The sequence below is a fragment of the Alistipes sp. cv1 genome, assembly GCF_900240235.1.
GTDB lineage: Bacteria > Bacteroidota > Bacteroidia > Bacteroidales > Rikenellaceae > Alistipes_A > Alistipes_A hominis.
This window is the reverse complement of the sequence record NZ_OEPW01000003.1, coordinates 185659-206676: the sequence shown is the minus strand read 5'-3', so window position 1 is coordinate 206676 and position 21018 is coordinate 185659. Positions and strand designations below refer to the sequence as shown.

The following is a 21018-nucleotide window of genomic DNA, read 5'->3' as shown; positions in this document are numbered from 1 at the left end:
GCTACTTCTGAATGTCGTAAAAGCAGCGTTTCGGAGAGTAGACCTTGCCCTCTTTGACCAGTTTTTTGATCGCTTTGTCGGCTTCGGCTTTTTCGACGCCGGCAGCAGCCGCGATGTCGCCGGGACGCATCGCACCCTTTTCCTGAAGGGCTTTGAGAATTTTTTCTTCCATGACTCGATTCCGATTTGGTTGGTGACGTAAAAATAAGCATTTCGCCCGGTTCTTGCAAATCGGAAATTTTTATCGGGCGATCGGAAAATACGATACCGGAACAACGACGGAGCCATCCCTCATAAACATCTGATTAAAATAACTTTAATTAAAAATCACTCAAGTCGAAAAATATTTCGTAAAAACGGGATTTTTTTATTCCGGGATTAATTCCTACCTTTGAAGGCTGTTTAACATTAAAATTTTTAGTAGAATGCCGAAAATGAAAACCAATTCCGGTGCCAAGAAGCGTTTCGACTTCACCGGATCAGGAAAGATCAAAAGAAAGCATGCTTTCAAAAGTCACATCCTGACGAAGAAAACGAAAAAACAAAAACGGAATCTCACCTACTCGGGACTGATCTCGAAGGTCGATGAAGCCAACGTAAAACTGCTGCTGGTTAAATAAACCGCCGCGCGTTTTACATCAATGTCAAACAAAGAGTGACTTAGCCCCGAAGAGTGTGGGAGAACCATGCCGCTAACCGCTCGTAAAACTTTACAATTATGCCAAGGTCAGTAAATGCAGTTGCATCCAGAGCCCGAAGAAAAAAAGTTTTGAAACTTGCCAAAGGTAACTTTGGTTCAAGGGGAAATGTATGGACGGTCGCCAAAAACACCGTAGAAAAAGGTCTCACCTATGCGTACAGAGACCGCAAGAACAAAAAACGTCAGTTCCGCAGCCTGTGGATTCAGCGTATCAACGCCGCTGTCCGCGGTCAGGGAATGACCTACTCGGAATTCATGGGTAAGATGAACGCCAAAGGAATCCGGCTCAACCGGAAAGTCCTGGCCGATCTGGCTATGAACAACGCCGCAGCATTCGAAAAAATCGTTAAAACAGTGAAATAGCGCTTTCTCCGGGCCTCCCGGACAAACCAGCTAAAGAAAAAGTGTCGGAAACAATTTCGGCACTTTTTTGTTGGTTACTACTTACTACATTCAGCCATTATGCTAATTTTAGTCTAATTTACAGCACAAAACAATTCAAACAATAATAATTACAAAAAAAATTATAATTTAGCAAATCAAAATCACATTCTATAAATTAACAAAAAGGATGTGTATAGCAAAACAAACAGTCAGACGGAGAAATTACGTATTTCTCGATTTTATTTCAAACAAAATTTAATTCATATTAATTAAAAAAACTATTAAATGAAACGAAATTTATTTTTAGCAGTCGCATTTAGTGTTGCGGCAGTAACTTTTTACAACGTTTCCACACCGGCAAATACTAAATATGATCTACTGGTGGGAGATATAGAGGCTCTAAGTCAAGATGAATCATCTTCAGACAAAGGAGCTCCTATGAGTTTTACTTGCGGCGCTCTTATCGGCTATGACAAAAAAGGGAAACCAATCTATTGCCAGACAACGGTTGTAACCTGTCAAGGAACGGGTACACATTGCGAACGCCGTCCATGCAATTTACACGGTTAATCGAATATAAACAACAGAGACAGATATAAAAATCTGTCTCTGTTGTTAAAGCATAAATAATATTATCTCATGATGAACTATTTTATAAAGACAATTTTACCCTGCATAATTTTATCCAGCATCTCTGCCTGTACTCAACAACCAAATACGATATCGCAAAACGATCAAAAAAATCTTTCCTGGATCGAACAAGAGGATAGTACCGCAGCGAACTATATCGACACCGTAGAATATATTTTATTGGAAGCCCATCCGGACGGTCTTTTTAGAGAAATCGATAAATTAATCGTAAAAAACGATAAAATCTTTATTTTTGATTTTATAGGCCGAAACCAAGTACTGGTTTTTGACAGAAACGGGAAATTTCTATACAAAACAGGGAACAGGGGGCGCGGGCCGAAAGAGTATATCCAACTTCGCAATTTTACCGTAGACGACAAATTTATTTACCTGATCGACAATATTAAACACGAATTGTTGCTACATGACATCCAAAACGGGAACTTCATCACAAAGAAAACTCTACCGTTTGTTGTTTATGATATGGCTGTTTTCGATAACGGAAATTACATTTTTTCATGGGCTGTAGTCGACGGCGCCATCCTTTCTCCCGGCCAACAACCTTACCGCATATATATTACCGATTCGGATATGAATATCAAAAACAGCATTTTCCCGACAAATGAAAACGACTGTAGCGTCTTATCCCGATTCTCGTATTTAACTCATTCCAAGGGATATTTCGTCTTTAATACGCTGGTTTCAGATTCCATAGCCGTTTTCGACAGAAAAGCGCCGGATTCAGTGAAAGTTTATCACATCGATTTCAAAAACAGAAAAGCCCCACTAGAGGCAAAAAACGACCCGGAAAGACTATCCGGATTTCATTATCTGAGCGAAACACCGATCATGACACCCAAATATATGATCGGACAATTCAATGAAGATAAATACGGAGGACAGCCTTTCATATACGATCTGAATCGCCAAACGGTGGTGGGCACGAACATAATCAAAGATACATCCCGCTTTTTGCAAAAACCACTGGCTTATTTCGACAATCAGATTTTTTCACTTTATGATTATTCGACTTATATTTTTCAGATGAAAAACGGATTATGTACATTACCGGATTCAGTAAAAAAACATATGGACAAAGGCGACGGAGTCCTGATAACCTATCATTTGAAATGAAAATAATTTTTGTCGTATTAACCAACATACTTCTTTTTGCCTGCGTAAATAATAATCGCACAGATGCGCCTGAATTACTCGACAAGATTCTCGACAAGCAAATTTTAATTAAAAACCATTCCTATTGCATCAATGGGAAAGATACGCTAATCTCCGACATGATGGATACATCCCATTTTAAAATCGTAATATTCGCCGAATCATCAGATTGTGAGCGCTGTTCCTGGAGGCTGGAAGAATGGTTCCTGAAAAAGAAAGAATTGTCACTACTCGATAAAAATCCGTCTTTTATATTTATCGTACAGAGCAAAAACAGAAATTTAACTGAACATTACATCCGTGAAGCTTTGCCGGATATTCCTGTAATTTACGATTCAACCTCTAATTTTATTTCAGCAAACGGATTACCTCAAGAATCCGCTTATCATACGTTACTTTTAGATAAAAACAATCGTGTACGTCTAATCGGATCGCCCATCAACAACGACAAATTGTGGGAGTTATACAAAAAAGAAATCGACAATTAATTTAACAGGCAACAAACAGGACGGTTATCTCGGACAACGGGCCATCCCTAAAAGACAGATTATAAATTAATTAAAAACGGATCCGGTCGAAATCGACCGGATCCGTAAATATATTCAGGAAACCCAACCGGTCAGATCGAAATATTCAGTATCTCGAAACGCAGCACGCCCGACGGAACGGTAACGTCGACCTCTTCGCCCTTTTTGTGTCCGAGCAGCGCCTGTGCGATCGGGGTACCGATCGACAACTTGCCCTCTTTCAGGTTGGCCTCGTTTTCGGAAACCAGGGTGTACTCCACGACCTTCCCGGTGGTTATATTTTTAAGAGTTACGCGGTTCAGAATCTGAACGGTACTGGTGTCAATACGCGATTCGTCGAGCACCCTTGCATTGGCAACGGTATCCTCCAACTTGGCAATACGCATCTCAAGCATGCCCTGAGCCTCTTTGGCCGCATCATACTCTGCATTCTCCGACAGATCGCCTTTGTCGCGGGCTTCTGCGATCGCGGCGGAAATAGCAGGACGCTCGACCGAACGGAGGTGATCCAGTTCGTCTTTCAGCTTTTGTAAACCCGCTTCGGTTAAATAAACAACGTTTGATGCCATAATAATAATGATTGAGTTTAAATGTTTTCAGGAATTCACGCCGCGGCTTTTCAACCTTTATCGTTCAGATTGAGCATCTGCCGCAGCAGGTAAAGAAAAGTTACCGCACAACACGACAGGATCAGCACGGTCAGGTAATTGCGCATCTCCCCGTCGAACAGACACAACACCACGCTTCCCCCGAGGCAAAACACCGAGAGCAGCAGGAATGCCACATAAACATAAAATCGTGTCTTCGGTTTCATCGATTCGTTTGCGTTAACAAAAAGAAAAAATCCCGACCCCTGTCGGGGGGTCAGAACCTTTTCGATAAGACAAATGTAAACAAAGATTTTCGATTTTCCAAGTTTACCGCATTTTTTGCGAAAACTCGGAAAATCCCGATTCCGTTCGGCCGCTGTCCGGCGCGGACGCCTCCAGCATTACCCGCTGAAACGGCAGACGTAATCGAAATCGCCGGTCTAAGAACCATACCGGTCGGCATTACAATCCGCAAAACGGCCGTTCTCCGCTACCGAGAAAGTTTCGGACAGGCGGTATCGGCCGCCGCGGCTTTCTTTCGCAATTGCTTTAGCCAGCGGGACAGCGACGCATGGTACTCGTCCCAATAGACGAAGTCGCCGATCCAACCGTGACGACCGGTGGGATAAACGTGCAGTTCGGCGGGAACGCCTTTCGAGCACAGCGAATCGTAGAACATCGTACTGTTGCGCGTCGGAACCACTTCGTCGTCGCTGCTCAGCGCGATGAAACACGGAGAAGTGGCGGGAGTATGTTCCGTGGCGGCAACGATGTGCCGCTCGGTCGAAAATCTCCGGATCAGATCTTCGGACGGATCTTTGCCCATCAGGTTATCGCGGCTTCCCCCGTGAGAGAATCCGTCCTGCATCGTAATCACCGGATAGATCAGTATCCCGAAATCGGGACGCGCGTAACTGAATTCGAACAGCGTCAGAGCCGAGGCCGCCAGATGCCCCCCCGCCGAAAAGCCCATGACGCCGACCTGGCACGGGTCGATTCCCCATTCGGCGGCATTTTCGCGCACGGTGCGAAACATTCGGCGCACATCGGTCAGCGGTATTTCGCTGTGTCCGTTCGGCATCCGGTAGCGCAGGACGACGGCCGTAATTCCGTTTTCGTTCAGCCAGCGGGCTACGTCGATCCCCTCGCGCTGGTAGCAAACACAACCGTAACCGCCCCCGGGCAGGACGACGACGCACTGTCCGTTCGCCTTGTCCGGCGCAGGACGGAACAGGAAATAATCCGGGACGGCAACGCCGAAACGGACGCCGTCGCGATCGGCCGTGACCGAAGAGTCGAGTCCGTTGTCGCCGTCGAACTTCCCGTCCGGATACAACAGCTGCGGCGTCTGAGCGGATGCTTCGGCGCAGCACAAAACGACCAGCGACAAAAAAGCAAGTATTCTTTTCATGGAAAAACAATTTATAAAATTTACGGAAGACGAACGCGTCCAACGCCGTCCGTTCGTTTTAGCATTAGTAAAGGTAAAAAAAATAAATTAAATTTGTAGGAACAAAACGTCCGAATCCGATGAGAAAAGCAATTTTGACACTTACGACACTGTTATTAACTTCATGGGCTATGGCACAGAACAATATCATCAAACTTCCGGCTCCGTCCAAAACCGGAGGAATGCCTTTGATGGAGGCGTTGTCGAAACGTGCGACGAACCGCACGATGGACGGCGAAAAATCGCTTTCGCAGCAACAACTCTCCGACCTGCTGTGGGCAGCTTGGGGAATCAACCGCGAAGACGGCCGCCGCACGGCGCCGTCGGCGCTGAACCGCCAGGAGATCGACCTCTACCTGATCGGTCGTAAGGGGGCTTACCGCTACGACGCCGAAGCGCACGCGTTGGTTCCGGTCGCCGAAGGCGATCTGCGCGGCAAGGTCAACAGCCAGGAGTACACCCGCACCGGGGACTGGATCCTGATCTTCGTGGCCGACTACATGCGGATGACGCAGGGCGACATGCAGGGCAACGCCGTCACCGCCGGTATCGACGCCGGACTGATCGCGCAAAACGTCTACCTGTACGGGGCTTCCGAAGGGCTGGCCGTGGTGGTTCACTCGACGGTCAACCGCGAAGAGGTCGCCAAAACGCTCGGATTGAAATCGTCGCAGCATATCGCACTGGGGCAGACCGTAGGAATCCCGGCCCGCCGATGACCGAACGGCTGCGCCAAATACTGAAACGATACTGGGGGTACGACGATTTCCGTCCGTTACAGCTCGAAACGATCGAATCGGTCTGCGCAGGTCGGGATACGTTAGTGCTGATGCCTACCGGAGGCGGGAAATCGGTCATCTACCAGGTACCGGGCCTTGCTTTGGACGGGGTGTGCATCGTCGTGACACCGCTGATCGCGCTGATGAAAGATCAGATCGACCAACTGCGCCGCCGGCGCATCCTCGCCGAGTCGATTCATTCGGGTATGCAGCCGCGCGACATCGACCGGATTCTCGACAACTGCGTCTACGGCGACGTGAAATTCCTGTACATTGCGCCGGAACGCATCGACAGCGAATTGTTCCGGACGCGTTTCGCCAAAATGCGGGTATCGCTGCTGGCCGTCGACGAAGCCCACTGCATCTCGCAGTGGGGATACGACTTCCGCCCGTCTTACCTGCGGATCGCCCGGCTGAGGGAGTTGCAGCCCGAAATACCGGTGCTGGCGCTGACCGCGTCGGCAACGCCGGAAGTGGCCGAAGACATCATGCAACAACTGAAATTCAGCGAACCGCACGTCCTGCGGACGAGTTTCGCGCGCAGCAACCTTTGTTACGTAGTGCGCAACACAGAAGACAAACACGAGCACCTGCTGCGCATTCTGAACAACGTTCCGGGAACGGGCATCGTCTACGTACGCACCCGCGAAAAGACGGAAACCATCGCCGGATTCCTGAACGAAAACGGCATAACGGCCGGATTCTACCACGGCGGCATGGGATACCTGATGCGGGCAGCGCGGCAGGACGACTGGATACGGGGACGGCTGCGGGTCATGGTCGCTACCAATGCATTCGGTATGGGCATCGACAAGGCGGACGTCCGGATCGTCGTGCACTACGACCCGTGCGATTCGTTGGAAGCCTATTACCAGGAAGCCGGACGGGCCGGACGGGACGGTAAAAAAGCTTATGCGGTGCTGTTGCTGTCCGAGGGAGATACCCCGCTGGCGACGCGCCGGATGCAACTCGACTTTCCGCCCGTAAAAACGATCCTGAACGTATACGAAGCGCTGTTCAACTACCTCTCCGTCGCCGTAGGGGACGGCAAGGGAACCGTCCACCCGTTCAACGTCTACGAATTCGCCGCGCGATTCCGCTTTTTCGTCCCGACAGCGCTCAACGCCATCAAAATCCTACAGACGAACGGCTACCTGATCCTGACCGACGAGTCGGATAACCCGCCGCGGATCCGGTTCGTCGTGCCGCGCGACGAACTCTACCGGATTCGCGTCGACCGCAAGGAACTCGACCACCTGATCACCGTGCTGCTGCGCCGTTATACGGGACTTTTCAGCGACTTCGCCGCGATCGACGAGGACGAACTGGCGCATCTGTCGGGATACACCGTGGCCCGTCTGCACGAACTTTTTAAGAAATTGTGGCAGTTGCACATCATCCGCTACATTCCGGGCGGAAGAAGTCCGATGCTGATCCTTTCCGAAGAGCGTTTGCCGGTGGCCAACGTCCGGATCTCGCCGGAAAGCTACGCCCGGCGCAAAGCCGTGGCCGAAAAACGGCTCGACAGCATGTTCCGTTACGCCACCGACCCGGCGGAGTGCCGCAGCGTATTGATACAGCGTTATTTCGGAGAAACGGATGCAGTCCCGTGCGGCGCGTGCGACCGTTGCCTGGAACAGAAAAAAAGGGGGACGGATACACCCGGACAACAGGCCCTGCAACGGGAAATCCTCTCCCGGCTGTCCGACGGGCCGGCCGACGTGCGGTCGCTCGCAGCGCAGATACGCCGCGACATCCGTCATATCCTGGAGTGCGTGACCGTCCTGCTCCGGGAAAAGAAAATAATCGAGGAAAGTGACGGGAAACTTCGGATAAATCCGTAAATTTGCGGCCGATGGGAAAAATTTACGCGGAAAGCATAACCAACGAAGCGATCAACCAACTGTCGATAGGGGCATTCCCCGGGGAAATCGTCGTCGTCGATACTCCGGAAGCGGCGGAGGCTGCCTGCGAATACCTGAGCCGCTTCCCGTTGATCGGATTCGATACGGAGACCCGGCCGTCGTTCACGAAAGGACATTTCAACAAGGTGGCGCTGCTACAACTCTCGGCCGACGACAAAGCCTTCTTGTTCCGGCTGAACCTGATCGGGCTGCCCGAATCCGTACAACGCGTACTCTCTTCCGACCGGATCGCCAAAGTCGGCGTCGCCGTATACGAAGACGTCCGGATGCTGCGTTCGTGGCACCGGTTTCCTCCAAAAAAATTCGTGGAATTGCAGAACATAGCCCCGCGGTACGGGATTACCGACAAAAGTCTACGCAAGCTGGCCGCCATCACGCTGAACATCCGCATCTCGAAAGCCCAGCGTCTCAGCAACTGGGAAGCGCAGCAACTGACGCCCGCACAGCAACTTTACGCGGCGACCGACGCATGGGTCGGACGCGAGATTTTCAAAAAACTTTCGCAGAGCGAACCCGAAAAACCGGAGGAACCGGTTTCGGAGAAGGGCTGACCGCCCGACTCGTTTCGACGGCGCGGCAGGCGCGCTTCGCATATCAATCGTTCAGATCGATCAGTCCTTCGGGCAGTTGCATCCGGATTTTCCGCCCGGCAACGTCGATCTCGGTAATAAACTCGTCGGCGACGGGAACGTAAACGGACTTTCCGTCCAGCGACAGCAGGAACAGCGGATTCTCCCCGTCAATAAATCCGGTCACGATCCCCTCCCCGGCCTCATCGACCATTACGCCGAATCCGACCAGGTCTTCCGGATAAAATTCATCGGCATCCGGATCCAGCAGTTCTCCGTCCGGCGCATCCTCCTCCCCCTCCAGGAAAAGTTCGCAGCCGATCAACTCGTCCGTGCGTTTCTCGGAATAGAAATCGGAAAATACGACCAGCGCGCTACGCCTTCCGCGACGCTCGAAACGGTCGCAAAAAAGAGGAACCGCCAGTTTGTCGATCACGACAAAAAGCGGTTCCTTCGTATCAAAATCGGCAGGAAACGTATCAAACAGACTGACCATCAACTCGCCCGAAAGTCCGAAAGACTTGGCGATACGGCCGACCGCCGTTTTACGTCGCTCCTGCATCGGGCAAAAAATCAGGCTTCGGCAGCCGGTTCTTCGGCAGGCGCTTCGGTCTCGGCCTCGGTCGACTCGGCGGCAGCGGCAGCAGCGGCGGCGGCGATTTCCGCTTTCTTGGCGGCAACGGCTTCGGCACGGGCTTCCTTCACTTTCTTTTCCGCTTCTAACCGGGCTTTCTTATCGGCTACTTTGTCTCCGCTGAGTTTGGACTCCTTAGCTGCGATCTTTTCGGCTTTCTGTTCCATCCACTGGGCAAAACGGGCATCGGCCACTTCGGCGCTGAACGCACCTTTGCTGACGCCTCCCAGCAAATGTTTCTTGTACATGACCCCTTTGTAGGAAAGAATCGCCCTACAGGTGTCGGTAGGTTGAGCGCCCTTCTGCAACCATGCCAATGCTTGGTCAAAGTTGAGTGTGATTGTGGCAGGATTGGTATTGGGATTATACGACCCAATATTCTCAATGAATTTACCATCACGTGGCGCCCTGCTGTCGGCAACGACAATGTGGTAGAAAGGATAACCCTTTTTACCGCGGCGTGCTAATCTGATTTTTACAGGCATTTTGTAATTTTTAATTGGTTTTACACAACCTACTGAAGTAAGTAGGGTGCAAAAGTACCGTTTTTTATCGATTCTGCAAAGGATCGCGCTCTTTTTTATTCTGATCGATCAGTTTTTGCAGCAATTTCAACTGGCGCAACTGCAATTCCGTATAATTGGTCAGGTTGGACACCATGCTGTCGATCACCAGCGGCAAGTCTTCGTCCTCGCAGTTCGTTTTGCCGCCGGCGTCGGAAGCGTCCCGGAAAATATTCCCCCGCCCGGTCAACAGCCAGTACAGGTCGATGCTCGGGAAACGCTGGATAATCTTCGACAACTTGTCCGACCCCAGAGCGCCTGTCATGTTGGAAATATTCCCCCGTTTCAATCCGCACTCGCGTTCAAATTCCCGGATGGATAGTCCCAAATGCACACTCAGTATTTTAATCCGCCCTTTTAAATCCATCGTGGTGACACAAATAATTGACAATATTGTTTTTTATGTCAAAAAAATTGGGTATTTTTGCGTATTACTACAACAAAGGTATCAAATATTGCCGATTATGAAAAAAAGAATTGAACGAAAAGAGGAGCGTATTGCGGCTATTCGTTCGGAAGCCGCACGCCATCGGGGAGTCTATGCCGAAGTCGCACGCGAAAACGGTTGGGGAAGAGATTACGTATGCAGCGTCATGGCGGGACGCAACAGCAGCGAGAACGTACTCTTCGCCCTTGAAAAAAAACTTCGCCTGAATATTCCGAATACGAAACAAACATCGTAAACCGACGCTCGATTATAATTCATAACTTCCTAACCGATTAAGATAATCGGTCGCTTTTCCGGGAAAGAAAACATCAAGACAACCTGCTCGGATAATTTTGTTCCGAACAGAGAAATGCCTACCTTTATCACAACCAAACAACTTTATGAATCCGACTTTGTTTTATTTAATCGCCGGCGCATGCATTAGTTTTATGATCGGGCGGGTCGCTATCCCCCGCATCATACTAATCGCCAAAAGAAAGCGCATCTTCGATACGCCGAATCCGCGTAAGATCCATACGCAGCAGATTCCGCGGCTCGGGGGCGTGTCGTTCCTGCCGGGTATGCTGATCGCCTACTTTCTGATCCGGGGCATACAATGCACCATAGGCGGAAACGGAATGCCGGACGTCGAAACCATTTACCAGGAAACCATTTTCTATTTCTTCACGGGACTGATCACAATCGCCGCCGTAGGACTCTGGGACGACATCATCGGCCTGACTTACAAATACAAACTGCTCGTACAACTGTTCGTCGCGCTGCTATTGGTATTGCCGGCGGGACGCATCGTCAACCTGGAAGGAATTTTCGGAATATACGCCATACCGGACTGGATGTCGACGCCGCTGACCGTACTCATCGTCATGGTCGTTATCAACGCCTTCAACCTGATCGACGGGATGGACGGGCTTTGCTCGGGGCTGAGCATCGTAACCCTACTGACGCTGACCGTACTGCTGGTGCACAGCGGCAACCCGATGCTGGCGCTGCTGTCCGCGTCCACCGTCGGAGTGGTCGCCGCGTTTTTCCGGTACAACTACTTCGGCAAAAGGCTGAAAGTGTTCATGGGCGACTGCGGGTCGCTGACGCTCGGCTACATCACGGCATTCCTGCTGTTGCAACTGGCTTCCGCGAACAACGGCACGGGAAATTCGCAGCTGACCCTGGTAACGCTGATGAGCATTATCTTCATCCCGCTGTTCGACACGACCCGGCTGTTCATCCAACGAATCTGTCTCGGGCACTCCCCGTTCTGTCCCGACAAAAATCACATTCATCATAAATTCCTGCAAATCGGATGTTCCCAGCGGCAAAGTTTCTGGCTCATCCTGTGCATCCAGATCGTCTATATCATCGCCAATTTTCTGCTGGCCCCGATTGTCAACATCAATGTGTTATTGTTCGTCGATATCCTGTCGGCCCTCGCGCTGATCTTCTTTCTGGACAGCAAAAAAAGCAGGGAAAAGTCGCAGCGTTTCGCGGAAAGAAAGAAAGTAACCAAAACAGTCAGATAAAATCGGACCAAGCTGAATCCGGACAAGCGCATCCGCCATTCTATCGAATACAGAACGCTTTAATTCAATGCATTAACAGCTATCGACATTCTACAAATCGGCGGATTACGGCCCGAAAAACGGCGGGGAAGCAACGCGGCGACGGGAGTACGGGATTCCCGCAAACCGGCCCGGTCTCTTTCAAATACGGCATGAACCGATCCGCCGTATAAAACCGATTCGGCCGACGCAAGAAACAGCGCCGGCCGAATTTAAACAAGCCATAACCCGGCAGTACGGGACGCTACCGCGAGACGTTCCGGCAATAGACCGAATAACGGCTGATCACGTCGCGGACGAATGCGAGCGTCTGCCGGCCGACGAAACGACCGTTGCGCACCACTTCGTCGCGGGCATACTGCGGATCGGACTTCAAGGTCAGGTACTCCGAAACATCGTTCCACGAATCGGGATTCGCGCCGTATTTCCGGGCCAGATTCCGCGCATCGGTCACATGGCCGATCCCGCCGTTGTAACACGCCAGAACGATTTTCATCCGATCCATTTCGGATGTTCCGGGAGCGAAACGCAGCGACTTCTCGATCTTTCCCAATATCTTCACCGCCAGCAGCACATTGTTTTCCGGATCCATCACATTGCCCTGCACGTCGAACTGCCTGGCCACCCGCGGCATGATCTGCATCAGGCCCTGCGCGCCGCGGCTCGACACCAGGAACGGATTGAAACGGGATTCGTTGTAAGCGATCGCCGCGACGAAACGCCAGTCGTAGCCCTCTTTCTCGCAAATCTCCTTGAAAAGTTTGTCGAAGGCCGAAATTCCGCCGGCGCGGGACGAAGCCAGCCCGCGGCCCACCACCTGACGGACGATCCCTTTTTCGAAATAGAGGTAGTTCAGCATGGCGTACTCCTCGCTGTTGCGGAAACGGTTCAGCCACGCTTCGAAATCCTGCCGCAACCCTTCATCCCGCGGCGAAACGACCGCGCTCAGCGAAACCGGCTCGGCGAAAGTATAGACCTGCTCGACGTTTTTGGACAGCGCGCATCCGAGCTGGGCTTCGCTCATTTCGCAGATCAGGTAGTCGTACTGTCCGTCGCCGAGCGCCTCGAGCATTTCGAAACTGTTGCGGGACGATACGTAAATCGCAGCCGACGAGAGGGAATCGAGCAACATGCCGTACGTTTTCGATTTTTTAAAACCCGAAGAGATCAGCACCCGTCCGTCGCCGACGAAAGACGAGAGGTTGAAATGTTTCGCCTTGCGCGCCGCGGCAGCGCGGGACTTATCAGCCAGCAAAACATAGGATGTGTTGTAAATAGGAACCGAGGCGGGGATTTCCGCCGCAGCGATCCGAGCCGTAAGCGCGGTCACGAAATCCAACTCGCCGAGCGCCAGCTTCTCCGAACGCTCGGATGCGGAAAGACCTTGCACAACCTGCAATTCAAGCCCCCGGTAATCGGCATAAGCCTTGAACAGATCGTACTGGTAACCGTAATTTTCCCCGCCGAACACGAAGTAGCCGGGCATGTCGTCGTCCATAGCGACCGTCAGCCGTACCCGTTCGGGGAGTTCGGCCTGCCGCTGTTCGCCGCAGGCGGTAAGGATCAATAAACTGAAGAACAAAAATAACTTACACGATACAATCGATTTGTAAATCATAAAAACTGTTTTCGGGGGCAGCTCTTACGCATCAGTCGTAGAAGCTCCAGGAAAATCCCATTTTGAAGACCCGTTTGTTCTGCGGATAATGGAGCACCGTAAAATAGTTACGGTCTCCGAACAAATTGTCGTTCAGATGCTGCATCTTGGCCAAAATCCGCATGCGTTTCCACTTGGCAGCGACAAACACATCAATCATCGGATAATTTCCCAGTTTCTTTTCACGCTGGTTGTAAAACTGCGCCGTCGCAGGATTGTAACCGAACGCATAATACTCCGTATTGTAACGTCCGTCCAAACCGATCTGCAGCCGCAGCACGTTTTTCACCACGTTGAATTCGTAAAAATAACTGAGATAAGCACTGGCCAGAGGCACCGGGACAACTTCCTGAACTGTACTAAACTGAAGCAATACCCTGTGGTTCAAATGGAGTCCGCCGATGCGGAAATCCTTTCTGGCATACAAACCCGAAACGCTGACATTGCCCCCGTGCTGGGCAGGGAGCGCCTGAGCGTCGTAATAGATCCTGTCTTTCAAAAGGCTCTGATAAGCGCCCAATTCGAGTCCTACGGACGGGACGCTCAGAGTCGCAGAGATTCGGGTTTCAGACTCTTTCGCAAAAGAGTTGTTCCACGCATAGTGGTTAGAGAAATAGTTCTCCGTCCAGTAGTCGGGCGTACTGATCGTATGCCCGATGCTGCCTTTCAGAGTGATTGGCTTGCCTGCTATGTAAACCGAGAACGCCACGTCGCCGCCCAGCTCGAGATCCTGGCTGCGGTATCCGAACAGGTGGTACTTGATATTGGCGTCCCAACTGAAATATTTCCTGAATTTTCCTTCGACGGAACCGTATACGAAAGTCCCGTTCTTGTTGACCCCCTTATTCCTGTTGGTCAGGTAGTCCTCCATGCTGAACTGGTAATAATGGTGGGCGTCGTTGCCGATCCCGGCGTTGATCACCCCGACGGGGCCGTCCCGATCCCACGGCTGGATCTGAACGAAAATCCGGTTCGACAGCACGCGCTCGTACATCGAGTCGACGCTCTGGGTGGGACTGATATACCAGTTCTCGTAGAAATCGCCGCTTTTCGCCTTCGTATCGGTGTACTTCTTATAGAATTTGCTCAGTTCCAGCGAATGGCCGATAAAAAACGAAGAATTCTGAGCGATCGAAAAATCCTCGTCGGTCAGTTTCCGCAACGGCACCCCGTAAGACTGCACGATATAAAAAGTATTGTTTTTAAGCTGATTGCGGGCATCCTGCAAACGCACTTCAATCAACTCGGGCATTTCGAAGACCGTATCGGTAATGTCCTCGTCGCGCATGATACCGCCATTCTCTTTAACGTTCTGCATGTTGTAAATATAGCCCGCATGAACGCTGTACTTTTTGCCGGTATGCGAAAAGGCGAGCGACAGATTGCGCTCGCGCGTACCCTGCCACGTATAGATCCCGCGCGTACCGCGGCTGCGGTAATCGACGTTGAACCCCGTCGAAGGCGAAACGTTCTGCGCATGGGCCCCCCAAAAACTCTCTTCGAGACGGCGGGTCTGCCCGGACATAAAATAGGACAAATGCGTAAACGGCTTCTTGACATTAAAATAACGCACCCGCTGCGGAGTGAACAGGTAGGCATCGAAAGACTGGGCGAAACTGAAGTTGCGGTACTGCGGACGAAGGAAATAGTCGAGCGGCACGGAGGCGGCGCCCAAGTTGCCCAGGTAGGCCGAGCCCACGTTGTTCTGGAGGTAAGGATACTCGTTCTGGAAACCGACCAGCGCAGTGTCCACGTCGATGATATCGATATCGTTTCGCTCGAGGTTCACGTTCCACGCGAAACTCTGCCGGGCGCGGATCGAATCGTTGAAAAAATAGGATTCCAGCGGCTTGCGGATCTTGGGCGGTTTTTTGGTGGTATCGGCCTCCTCTTCGGGGGCGTCGTTGTCCTGTACCCCGCCGATGCTGCCGTACTGCATCTGGTTCTGATTTTGGTTATTAAGTCCGGGAAGAGTCCCGTACTGATTGCGGTTCTGGTTCGAAGTAATCGGCCGTTGCGCCGATGCGACACAAATGTTCAGAACAAAAACCGTCCCGAATAACACTTTTAACGCATACCCTTTTGATATTCCAAACATCAGTCGCAGGCAATTACCTCCCGAAATAACGGCAAAGGTAGCAAAAATATTACACATGCAAATTTCATGCAATCCGAAGACGGTCGCTTACCGCTGCGTCCGGAACGCATACACCGATACGGAAACGACGATATAAGCCAGAATGATAAACGGAATCGCCGCAATCCCCGCTGCGCACAGAGCCGCCAACGAACACAGTGCGAATACGTAGCGCACCCGGTTGCCGGCGAAACGGTAATGGGTGAATTTAAGGGCGAACATCGGCACGTTGCATACCAGCAGACCCGCAAAAACGACTGCGGCGGCGATCATCACCCAGGCCGGAGCCGTAAAAGCCCCCGCCTGCATCAGATAGCCGGCCGACACGAAAAACAAGGCGCAGGCGGGCGTCGGCAGGCCGATGAACTGGGTGGTCTGATTCTCGTCCAGGTTGAACTTCGCCAGACGCAGGGCCGAAAAGGCCGCCACGACGAACACGGCGAAACCCCAGACGTCGCTGCCGCCGGTCATCGCATACATCGTATACAATACGGCAGCGGGAGCGAACCCGAAACTCACCATATCGGCCAGCGAATCGAGTTCCTTGCCGATCGCCGAATGGGATTTCAAAAGACGCGCCACGAAACCGTCCAGAAAATCGAACACGGCCGCGACAACCACGCACCAGAAAGCCCACTGCAGGTCGTTCACGCACAGCGCGAAAACCGCCGCGGCACATCCCGACAGCAAATTACAAAGCGTCAGGATATTGGGTATCGTAAACAGTTTTATTTTCATCTTTTCCACTTAAAATCGGTTAAAGTCTATCGCAAATACGGCGAAAACGGACGATTCATTCCCGGATATCGGGAACCGAATCTTCCCAATTGCATTCATACTCGACGGACTGGTAACCGCCGAAACGCTGACCCGGAAAAATTTCCAGATACTTTATTCCCAATTCACAGATTTTGTCCATGGCTTGTTCGAGCGTAAAACGTTGAAAAGTATAAGATTGCATACACAGCCGAAACCCTTTTCCCGGCCGGAGCCGCGAAGAAGCCCGCATACCGGCAAACAGCAGTACGACCAGACAGACCATCCAAACGATCTTCGTATGTTTTCCGCTCATAACCGCAATGTCCTTCAGATTCGACCACTGTGCGAAGGTAGCGATTATTTTGTAAAAACAAACCGCTGCCCCGCAAAGCGAAAACCCACGAAATAGAACGTCTTTAAATCAATGTAACAGTCTGTAAAATCGGACTGTTACCTTCTTATAATTAGGTCGATGTAACGAAAAGGCAACGGTTCTGTTTTCTGTTTCTTACGTCGGCTTTCAATGTCAAACAACTGATCCGACGTTAATTAATTCTTTCATAAGGTATACTCTTGAAGGATTTTATTTCGTCCCTATACGAGAATCCTTCGAATAATCCGATCTCCTAACGAGGATCGAAACGATCCATTCGGCAGATATTGTATGAGCTGTTAAAGATGGCGACCAAAAAATTTTAGTCGCCCTCTTTTTGTTTGTACTCTTCATGGAGATTTCTTTTGGATTTTCAATTTTCAGAGAATTTTTTTACTGTTTAGCCTCTTCCTTTAATTTTATTTATCGGTACCAGGTGGAGTTCATCATCACAGAGATGTTCAACCTATACGTAAAGCCCACGGGCATTTACACAATCAGTTCCGATCTGGAGAAATTTGCATTTGTTCCGGGAATGGGGGTAAAACTCTATTTCTAACGGAGATTAGGTAGTGTAGGTTACAGGCGGAGGCGGGACGGGAAACAGCCGTCGCAGAAATGGAGAAGGCGAGGACTGAGACTGAATGGCTCGACATCGAGAACCGCGCCCAAGAGCGCACTCGCGCGAAACTTGACGAGGAGATTGCCGGGAAGGGCAGCTGGGCTGACAGGGAAAGCGGCAACACCATACTGTCGGGGCTTGCCAACATCGCAGGGCGCGGCAGATATGCAGAAATCAAGAACCGGAATCGGAAATTGGAAGCATCCTTGCCAAAGGAGAAAGAACGGCTGCAGAATCCGTTTACCAAACAGGCGGAAGCTGAAATAAGGAAACTGGCTTGTGAACTTTGCCCGTGACAAGGGAAAGCAGACCGAATTACAGACAGACCGCGCCTATAAGAAAATTGGCGATGTGGCTGAAGGTCGCTACGACTGGCGGATAAGACTAAGTAGGCGACGGGATGAAAAGACGATTCCATATCACATCGGACACACGTCCCGAACAGAACTACTTCGCCAACCTCACCGTGCTTTCGGTGGTTTTTTTACTCTGCCGCTTAAATTTCATCACTTTTGGGTATTTCATTCCTTGTTTTCCCTGTATAACTTTGAATTTATTAACAAATCATTACAATGGAAGATAAAAACATCATCAATCGGACAGGCCGCCATACCAAAATCGCTATCCTGTGGGTGGCCGTCATGTGTGGCCTGACTCTACATTCGCTTGCCGATCTCATGCCGCTTTTCTGGAATGAGGCCATTGCCATAAGCGAAACGGGGCATGCTCCCGAAGGACTGCTTACATTCATGATGTCGATAAGCTATCTTGTCCCTGTATGCGGTATTCTGTTATCCCTATATGGGAAAACCCGCTCATGGAACATTCTGAACGGCTTGCTCGCCACCTTCATTCTGTTGTTCAACCTGTTCCACACCTGTGAACTGTTCACGGATTTTTCCATCGTACAGCTTCCCTTGCTGCCGGTTATTCTAATCGTCAGCGCCATTCTCTGTGTAATGTCTTGGAAACTGACAAAACAAGGACAAAAAGAATGAACAGCACATTTTTCGCAGACACCGTTTCTGAAACGCTCCTTATTCCGCTATATATGCGGGCCAAAGAAAGCCGTCGCGGAGAAAAGGCTATCATCCGCGACCCTGTCGCTGAAAGACTGGTTGAGCAGATACCATACGACTATTCAAAGTTCGACGGTGCAGTCCTCAGCGAAGTAGGGTGCAATGTCCGTGCCTGGTATCTCGACAATGTGGTTCGCGATTATGTGAAATCACACGTCAATCCGATCATTGTCAATCTTGGGTGTGGATTTGATGCCCGTACACAACGTACAACAATAGAATCTTCTGCAAGGTATTACAGTCTTGACCTTCCCGAAGTAATCGCTGCCCGTGACAGACTTTTGCCTCCGGCAGAGAATGAAACGTATGTCCCCGGTTCAATGTTTGACGAAAAGTGGATGGCGGAACTGAAATCCGCGAATCCGGAGGCTGAATTTCTTTTTATTGCCGAGGGTGTGGTAATGTATTTCCGGGAGGACGAAATCAAATCCCTGTTTCAAAAACTGCTGAAACACTTTCCCGGCTGCGAGATATGGTTTGACCTGTGCGGGACATTATCGGTTAAGAATCAGAACAAGCATGATACCGTCAAAAAAGTTTCGGCACGTTTCAACTGGGGGCTTGACAATGGCCGCGACATCGAGAAATGGGATAGCCGTATTCAACTGATACGCCAATCTTCTCAGGGGCTGTTTTTCAGAAACCGCTATCCTTTCTTTATGCGGGTTATGACAATTTCCCACAGATTGATGTTCCGGTTCTGTTCCATAGTCGGGTACAGATTATCTTAAAACCCTGTTTTTTCGTCATACTGGGCTTTACCGTACTTTCGCAGCACGATAAAGCCCGTTCCATTATGAAGACAACATCAATCAACTTTCAGTTGCCCGAAGCATGGCCGTGGCACGAACGCTATGGGACATGGTGCAGATTCCCCGGATTAGGTAATAATTCTTGTCAAATACGTTTAAGCAGTTTCATCACGACATTCGACATGCTTTCGCTGAAAACACCCGAAGGGCAGCTTTTCATACACTTTTTACAGCCGATGCAATTATCGGCATTTCGGATGACAATGTGTTTGTGCCACAAGAAACCGACTTTGCCAATAACATCGCGCGGGCAGTTGTCGATACATTTCCAGCAGGCAGCACACGCTCTGGGGTTCACCCATATGTATGGAGTATGGATACGTTGTAGCTTATTCATCTTACTCATGGCGTATTTTGGTTATTGGTAGTTATATATGTGTAACGCGTATCGTATGCCGTTTTCAGCCAGCAGACAATCAGGAGAACAAGCAGGAGAATACAGCAGACGATAAATTCACGGCTTATCTTCCCTGCGGCTTTACCTTTTATATATGCTCTAATGGCTCTCCAATTTTTCAGGATGTGGAGTATCGAGAATACCAGAAAGAAGATTGCCGAGACATTGTGCAAGACTGTAAAGAACACTTTTACAGGAGTGTACGGCTGGTGGTTCGTCATCTGCAAGGCTACACCGGAAACCGCCAGACAAAGAAAAGTGGCGAAAGTCGCAAGGGATACGAATGGACGCGCGGTCATTTTGTTATTTTTTTTGACTGATGGCCTCGATTTTGTTTTTCAGATGTGTCAGCACCTTGCCGTATATATCCAGGTCGGATTTGCTCACTCCGTCAAACAAAAAGTTCGACAGGCTGTCCAATTCGGCATCTGCCGACACCAATAGCTGCCTTCCCCTTTCCGTTATCTGTATGACATTCATACGCTTGTCATTCGCCGTATTTGAACGGGTTATCAATCCCTGACTTTCAAACAGATTGATATGGCGTAAAATTGCGGACTTGTCCTTTTTTAATGTGTCTGCGATTTCCTGTTGAATCATGCTTGCTTTATGCCGTATAGCCATAAGGACACCTAAAGACTCGACCGGAATCTCCAGCTTCCCGGATATCCGTTTCTTAAACGTGAACTGTAATTCTTTGGCGACCAGTACAAAGAATAGAATGTCATTCATGCTTCACTCTCTTTTTATGGGCACAAAAGCAGCAATATTAGTTGATATTATCAACTAATAGATAGATTGGCGATTTAGCCAATCTTAACAGTTCCCCCTCACACTCTTTTGTGCTGTAAAGCGTCGCGGTTCTACGGTGCAACGCTTTTACTCAACAGTTCACGTTACCGCAATCAATGCATTTTCCAGTATGGACGCAAAGGACGCCGCCGCAATGTGAGCAACGTCATTTCGCGTTTTCGTTTCGCAAAAACACATCCATCCCCAATCGGCGCATTTCGGAAAAGTTGTTCATAAGTGATTCCTTCATCGGATACTCATGCTGATATTTTTCTTCCATTCCGAGGATATGTCCGCATGGATAATGCCGACATTTGTCGCAATAGCCGTCATCCAAGTTCCGGCGATGTTCATAGAACGCAATTTTGCATAACCGGGCGCAATGTTCGGGTTTGCCTTCTCCATCGCTCCAACAACCCGGATAAGGCGGATTTTTCCCCAGTCGGGCGATACAGACACTGCAAT

At 50.1% G+C, this 21018-nt stretch carries 27 protein-coding genes; 13 read left to right on the top strand and 14 right to left on the bottom strand.

Annotation, left to right across the window (positions count from 1 at the left end; all coding sequences use genetic code 11):
* Nucleotide 1: 1 nt before the first annotated feature.
* The gene (locus tag C1A08_RS06800) at nt 2–172 is read right to left on the bottom strand and encodes a MarR family transcriptional regulator (protein WP_055205266.1); all 171 of its coding nucleotides are present in this window, start codon (nt 170–172) and stop codon (nt 2–4) included.
* A 253-nt stretch (nt 173–425) separates the two neighbouring features.
* On the opposite strand from C1A08_RS06800, the gene rpmI reads away from it, so the two are divergent.
* The 5 genes from rpmI (at nt 426) to C1A08_RS06780 (ending at nt 3375) form a co-directional block, all read left to right on the top strand.
* Nucleotides 426–620, top strand: a complete 195-nt coding sequence (gene rpmI, locus C1A08_RS06795; protein WP_055205265.1) for a 50S ribosomal protein L35 — start codon at nt 426–428, stop codon at nt 618–620.
* 98 nt (nt 621–718) lie between these two features.
* The gene (rplT, locus tag C1A08_RS06790) at nt 719–1063 is read left to right on the top strand and encodes a 50S ribosomal protein L20 (RefSeq protein WP_055205264.1); all 345 of its coding nucleotides are present in this window, start codon (nt 719–721) and stop codon (nt 1061–1063) included.
* A 306-nt stretch (nt 1064–1369) separates the two neighbouring features.
* Entirely contained in the window at nt 1370–1654 is a 285-nt protein-coding gene (locus C1A08_RS13085) for a hypothetical protein (RefSeq protein WP_145996532.1), read from the top strand.
* Between the two features lie 69 nt (nt 1655–1723).
* Nucleotides 1724–2848 (top strand): 6-bladed beta-propeller, encoded by a 1125-nt coding sequence (locus C1A08_RS06785; RefSeq protein WP_101572297.1) that lies wholly within the window; start codon nt 1724–1726, stop codon nt 2846–2848.
* Nucleotides 2845–3375, top strand: coding sequence for a hypothetical protein (locus tag C1A08_RS06780; protein ID WP_101572295.1), 531 nt, complete (start codon nt 2845–2847; stop codon nt 3373–3375). Before C1A08_RS06785 ends, C1A08_RS06780 begins: the two co-directional genes overlap by 4 nt.
* A gap of 131 nt (nt 3376–3506) precedes the next feature.
* Here C1A08_RS06780 and greA read toward each other — a convergent pair whose 3' ends face one another.
* The 3 genes from greA to C1A08_RS06765 form a co-directional block, all read right to left on the bottom strand.
* A complete protein-coding gene (greA, locus tag C1A08_RS06775; RefSeq protein ID WP_055205263.1) occupies nt 3507–3983 on the bottom strand; it encodes a transcription elongation factor GreA in 477 nt (158 codons plus the stop codon).
* Nucleotides 3984–4033: 50 nt separating this feature from the next.
* A complete protein-coding gene (locus C1A08_RS06770) occupies nt 4034–4228 on the bottom strand; it encodes a hypothetical protein (RefSeq protein WP_055205262.1) in 195 nt (64 codons plus the stop codon).
* A 266-nt stretch (nt 4229–4494) separates the two neighbouring features.
* Nucleotides 4495–5415, bottom strand: coding sequence for an alpha/beta hydrolase (locus C1A08_RS06765; RefSeq protein WP_101572293.1), 921 nt, complete (start codon nt 5413–5415; stop codon nt 4495–4497).
* A 170-nt stretch (nt 5416–5585) separates the two neighbouring features.
* On the opposite strand from C1A08_RS06765, the gene C1A08_RS06760 reads away from it, so the two are divergent.
* Genes C1A08_RS06760 through C1A08_RS06750 form a run of 3 tightly spaced genes read left to right on the top strand, consistent with a single transcriptional unit; the run spans nt 5586 to nt 8709 of the window.
* Nucleotides 5586–6173 carry a SagB/ThcOx family dehydrogenase gene (locus tag C1A08_RS06760; protein ID WP_228385809.1) on the top strand — a complete coding sequence of 196 codons (588 nt, stop codon included), beginning with the start codon at nt 5586–5588 and terminating at the stop codon, nt 6171–6173.
* Entirely contained in the window at nt 6170–8077 is a 1908-nt protein-coding gene (locus C1A08_RS06755) for a RecQ family ATP-dependent DNA helicase (RefSeq protein ID WP_101572289.1), read from the top strand. The genes C1A08_RS06760 and C1A08_RS06755 overlap by 4 nt, the downstream gene beginning before the upstream one ends.
* An 11-nt stretch (nt 8078–8088) precedes the next feature.
* Nucleotides 8089–8709: a 3'-5' exonuclease gene (locus C1A08_RS06750; protein WP_055205421.1), complete on the top strand. Its 621-nt coding sequence runs from the start codon at nt 8089–8091 to the stop codon at nt 8707–8709.
* Between the two features lie 43 nt (nt 8710–8752).
* On the opposite strand, the gene rimM is transcribed toward C1A08_RS06750, so the two are convergent.
* The 3 genes from rimM to C1A08_RS06735 form a co-directional block, all read right to left on the bottom strand.
* Nucleotides 8753–9289: a ribosome maturation factor RimM gene (gene rimM, locus C1A08_RS06745; RefSeq protein ID WP_101572287.1), complete on the bottom strand. Its 537-nt coding sequence runs from the start codon at nt 9287–9289 to the stop codon at nt 8753–8755.
* Between the two features lie 11 nt (nt 9290–9300).
* Nucleotides 9301–9846, bottom strand: coding sequence for a 30S ribosomal protein S16 (locus C1A08_RS06740; protein ID WP_081032616.1), 546 nt, complete (start codon nt 9844–9846; stop codon nt 9301–9303).
* 64 nt (nt 9847–9910) lie between these two features.
* A complete protein-coding gene (locus tag C1A08_RS06735) occupies nt 9911–10252 on the bottom strand; it encodes a hypothetical protein (protein ID WP_101572285.1) in 342 nt (113 codons plus the stop codon).
* A gap of 136 nt (nt 10253–10388) precedes the next feature.
* On the opposite strand from C1A08_RS06735, the gene C1A08_RS06730 reads away from it, so the two are divergent.
* Nucleotides 10389–10607 carry a hypothetical protein gene (locus C1A08_RS06730; RefSeq protein WP_055205255.1) on the top strand — a complete coding sequence of 73 codons (219 nt, stop codon included), beginning with the start codon at nt 10389–10391 and terminating at the stop codon, nt 10605–10607.
* Between the two features lie 145 nt (nt 10608–10752).
* The gene (locus C1A08_RS06725) at nt 10753–11886 is read left to right on the top strand and encodes a glycosyltransferase family 4 protein (protein ID WP_101572283.1); all 1134 of its coding nucleotides are present in this window, start codon (nt 10753–10755) and stop codon (nt 11884–11886) included.
* Nucleotides 11887–12169: 283 nt separating this feature from the next.
* On the opposite strand, the gene C1A08_RS06720 is transcribed toward C1A08_RS06725, so the two are convergent.
* The 4 genes from C1A08_RS06720 to C1A08_RS06705 form a co-directional block, all read right to left on the bottom strand.
* The gene (locus C1A08_RS06720; protein WP_180951536.1) at nt 12170–13543 is read right to left on the bottom strand and encodes a transglycosylase SLT domain-containing protein; all 1374 of its coding nucleotides are present in this window, start codon (nt 13541–13543) and stop codon (nt 12170–12172) included.
* Between the two features lie 31 nt (nt 13544–13574).
* The gene (locus tag C1A08_RS06715) at nt 13575–15680 is read right to left on the bottom strand and encodes a putative porin (protein ID WP_081032624.1); all 2106 of its coding nucleotides are present in this window, start codon (nt 15678–15680) and stop codon (nt 13575–13577) included.
* A gap of 87 nt (nt 15681–15767) precedes the next feature.
* Entirely contained in the window at nt 15768–16457 is a 690-nt protein-coding gene (gene pssA / locus C1A08_RS06710) for a CDP-diacylglycerol--serine O-phosphatidyltransferase (RefSeq protein ID WP_055205252.1), read from the bottom strand.
* Between the two features lie 55 nt (nt 16458–16512).
* Nucleotides 16513–16791, bottom strand: coding sequence for a hypothetical protein (locus C1A08_RS06705; RefSeq protein ID WP_101572281.1), 279 nt, complete (start codon nt 16789–16791; stop codon nt 16513–16515).
* Nucleotides 16792–17469: 678 nt separating this feature from the next.
* On the opposite strand from C1A08_RS06705, the gene C1A08_RS06695 reads away from it, so the two are divergent.
* The 3 genes from C1A08_RS06695 (at nt 17470) to C1A08_RS06685 (ending at nt 19283) form a co-directional block, all read left to right on the top strand.
* A complete protein-coding gene (locus tag C1A08_RS06695; RefSeq protein ID WP_101572277.1) occupies nt 17470–17769 on the top strand; it encodes a hypothetical protein in 300 nt (99 codons plus the stop codon).
* Between the two features lie 276 nt (nt 17770–18045).
* Complete coding sequence (locus C1A08_RS06690; RefSeq protein ID WP_101572275.1) at nt 18046–18471, top strand: hypothetical protein; 426 nt, start codon at nt 18046–18048, stop codon at nt 18469–18471.
* A complete protein-coding gene (locus C1A08_RS06685) occupies nt 18468–19283 on the top strand; it encodes a class I SAM-dependent methyltransferase (RefSeq protein ID WP_101572273.1) in 816 nt (271 codons plus the stop codon). Before C1A08_RS06690 ends, C1A08_RS06685 begins: the two co-directional genes overlap by 4 nt.
* Before the next feature lie 166 nt (nt 19284–19449).
* Here the strand turns inward: C1A08_RS06685 and C1A08_RS13540 are convergent, their stop codons facing one another.
* From C1A08_RS13540 to C1A08_RS06670, 3 genes are read right to left on the bottom strand one after another with little or no spacing between them, the layout of a single operon-like run.
* Nucleotides 19450–19701, bottom strand: a complete 252-nt coding sequence (locus C1A08_RS13540; RefSeq protein ID WP_366465300.1) for a DUF362 domain-containing protein — start codon at nt 19699–19701, stop codon at nt 19450–19452.
* 5 nt (nt 19702–19706) lie between these two features.
* Nucleotides 19707–20060, bottom strand: coding sequence for a DUF4405 domain-containing protein (locus C1A08_RS13535; protein ID WP_101572268.1), 354 nt, complete (start codon nt 20058–20060; stop codon nt 19707–19709).
* Between the two features lie 4 nt (nt 20061–20064).
* Nucleotides 20065–20493, bottom strand: a complete 429-nt coding sequence (locus tag C1A08_RS06670; RefSeq protein ID WP_101572266.1) for a MarR family winged helix-turn-helix transcriptional regulator — start codon at nt 20491–20493, stop codon at nt 20065–20067.
* Between the last annotated feature and the right edge of the window lie 525 nt (nt 20494–21018).

Excerpts from the sequence above, each read along its gene's own strand:
- C1A08_RS06800 (WP_055205266.1), bottom strand. The coding sequence starts at position 172 with ATGGAAGAAAAAATTCTCAAAGCCCTTCAGGAAAAGGGTGCGATGCGT.
- rpmI (WP_055205265.1), top strand. The coding sequence starts at position 426 with ATGCCGAAAATGAAAACCAATTCCGGTGCCAAGAAGCGTTTCGACTTC.
- rplT (WP_055205264.1), top strand. The coding sequence starts at position 719 with ATGCCAAGGTCAGTAAATGCAGTTGCATCCAGAGCCCGAAGAAAAAAA.
- C1A08_RS13085 (WP_145996532.1), top strand. The coding sequence starts at position 1,370 with ATGAAACGAAATTTATTTTTAGCAGTCGCATTTAGTGTTGCGGCAGTA.
- C1A08_RS06785 (WP_101572297.1), top strand. The coding sequence starts at position 1,724 with ATGATGAACTATTTTATAAAGACAATTTTACCCTGCATAATTTTATCC.
- C1A08_RS06780 (WP_101572295.1), top strand. The coding sequence starts at position 2,845 with ATGAAAATAATTTTTGTCGTATTAACCAACATACTTCTTTTTGCCTGC.
- greA (WP_055205263.1), bottom strand. The coding sequence starts at position 3,983 with ATGGCATCAAACGTTGTTTATTTAACCGAAGCGGGTTTACAAAAGCTG.
- C1A08_RS06770 (WP_055205262.1), bottom strand. The coding sequence starts at position 4,228 with ATGAAACCGAAGACACGATTTTATGTTTATGTGGCATTCCTGCTGCTC.
- C1A08_RS06765 (WP_101572293.1), bottom strand. The coding sequence starts at position 5,415 with ATGAAAAGAATACTTGCTTTTTTGTCGCTGGTCGTTTTGTGCTGCGCC.
- C1A08_RS06760 (WP_228385809.1), top strand. The coding sequence starts at position 5,586 with ATGGCACAGAACAATATCATCAAACTTCCGGCTCCGTCCAAAACCGGA.
- C1A08_RS06755 (WP_101572289.1), top strand. The coding sequence starts at position 6,170 with ATGACCGAACGGCTGCGCCAAATACTGAAACGATACTGGGGGTACGAC.
- C1A08_RS06750 (WP_055205421.1), top strand. The coding sequence starts at position 8,089 with ATGGGAAAAATTTACGCGGAAAGCATAACCAACGAAGCGATCAACCAA.
- rimM (WP_101572287.1), bottom strand. The coding sequence starts at position 9,289 with ATGCAGGAGCGACGTAAAACGGCGGTCGGCCGTATCGCCAAGTCTTTC.
- C1A08_RS06740 (WP_081032616.1), bottom strand. The coding sequence starts at position 9,846 with ATGCCTGTAAAAATCAGATTAGCACGCCGCGGTAAAAAGGGTTATCCT.
- C1A08_RS06730 (WP_055205255.1), top strand. The coding sequence starts at position 10,389 with ATGAAAAAAAGAATTGAACGAAAAGAGGAGCGTATTGCGGCTATTCGT.
- C1A08_RS06725 (WP_101572283.1), top strand. The coding sequence starts at position 10,753 with ATGAATCCGACTTTGTTTTATTTAATCGCCGGCGCATGCATTAGTTTT.
- C1A08_RS06720 (WP_180951536.1), bottom strand. The coding sequence starts at position 13,543 with ATGATTTACAAATCGATTGTATCGTGTAAGTTATTTTTGTTCTTCAGT.
- C1A08_RS06715 (WP_081032624.1), bottom strand. The coding sequence starts at position 15,680 with ATGTTTGGAATATCAAAAGGGTATGCGTTAAAAGTGTTATTCGGGACG.
- pssA (WP_055205252.1), bottom strand. The coding sequence starts at position 16,457 with ATGAAAATAAAACTGTTTACGATACCCAATATCCTGACGCTTTGTAAT.
- C1A08_RS06705 (WP_101572281.1), bottom strand. The coding sequence starts at position 16,791 with ATGAGCGGAAAACATACGAAGATCGTTTGGATGGTCTGTCTGGTCGTA.
- C1A08_RS06695 (WP_101572277.1), top strand. The coding sequence starts at position 17,470 with ATGGAGAAGGCGAGGACTGAGACTGAATGGCTCGACATCGAGAACCGC.
- C1A08_RS06690 (WP_101572275.1), top strand. The coding sequence starts at position 18,046 with ATGGAAGATAAAAACATCATCAATCGGACAGGCCGCCATACCAAAATC.
- C1A08_RS06685 (WP_101572273.1), top strand. The coding sequence starts at position 18,468 with ATGAACAGCACATTTTTCGCAGACACCGTTTCTGAAACGCTCCTTATT.
- C1A08_RS13540 (WP_366465300.1), bottom strand. The coding sequence starts at position 19,701 with ATGAATAAGCTACAACGTATCCATACTCCATACATATGGGTGAACCCC.
- C1A08_RS13535 (WP_101572268.1), bottom strand. The coding sequence starts at position 20,060 with ATGACCGCGCGTCCATTCGTATCCCTTGCGACTTTCGCCACTTTTCTT.
- C1A08_RS06670 (WP_101572266.1), bottom strand. The coding sequence starts at position 20,493 with ATGAATGACATTCTATTCTTTGTACTGGTCGCCAAAGAATTACAGTTC.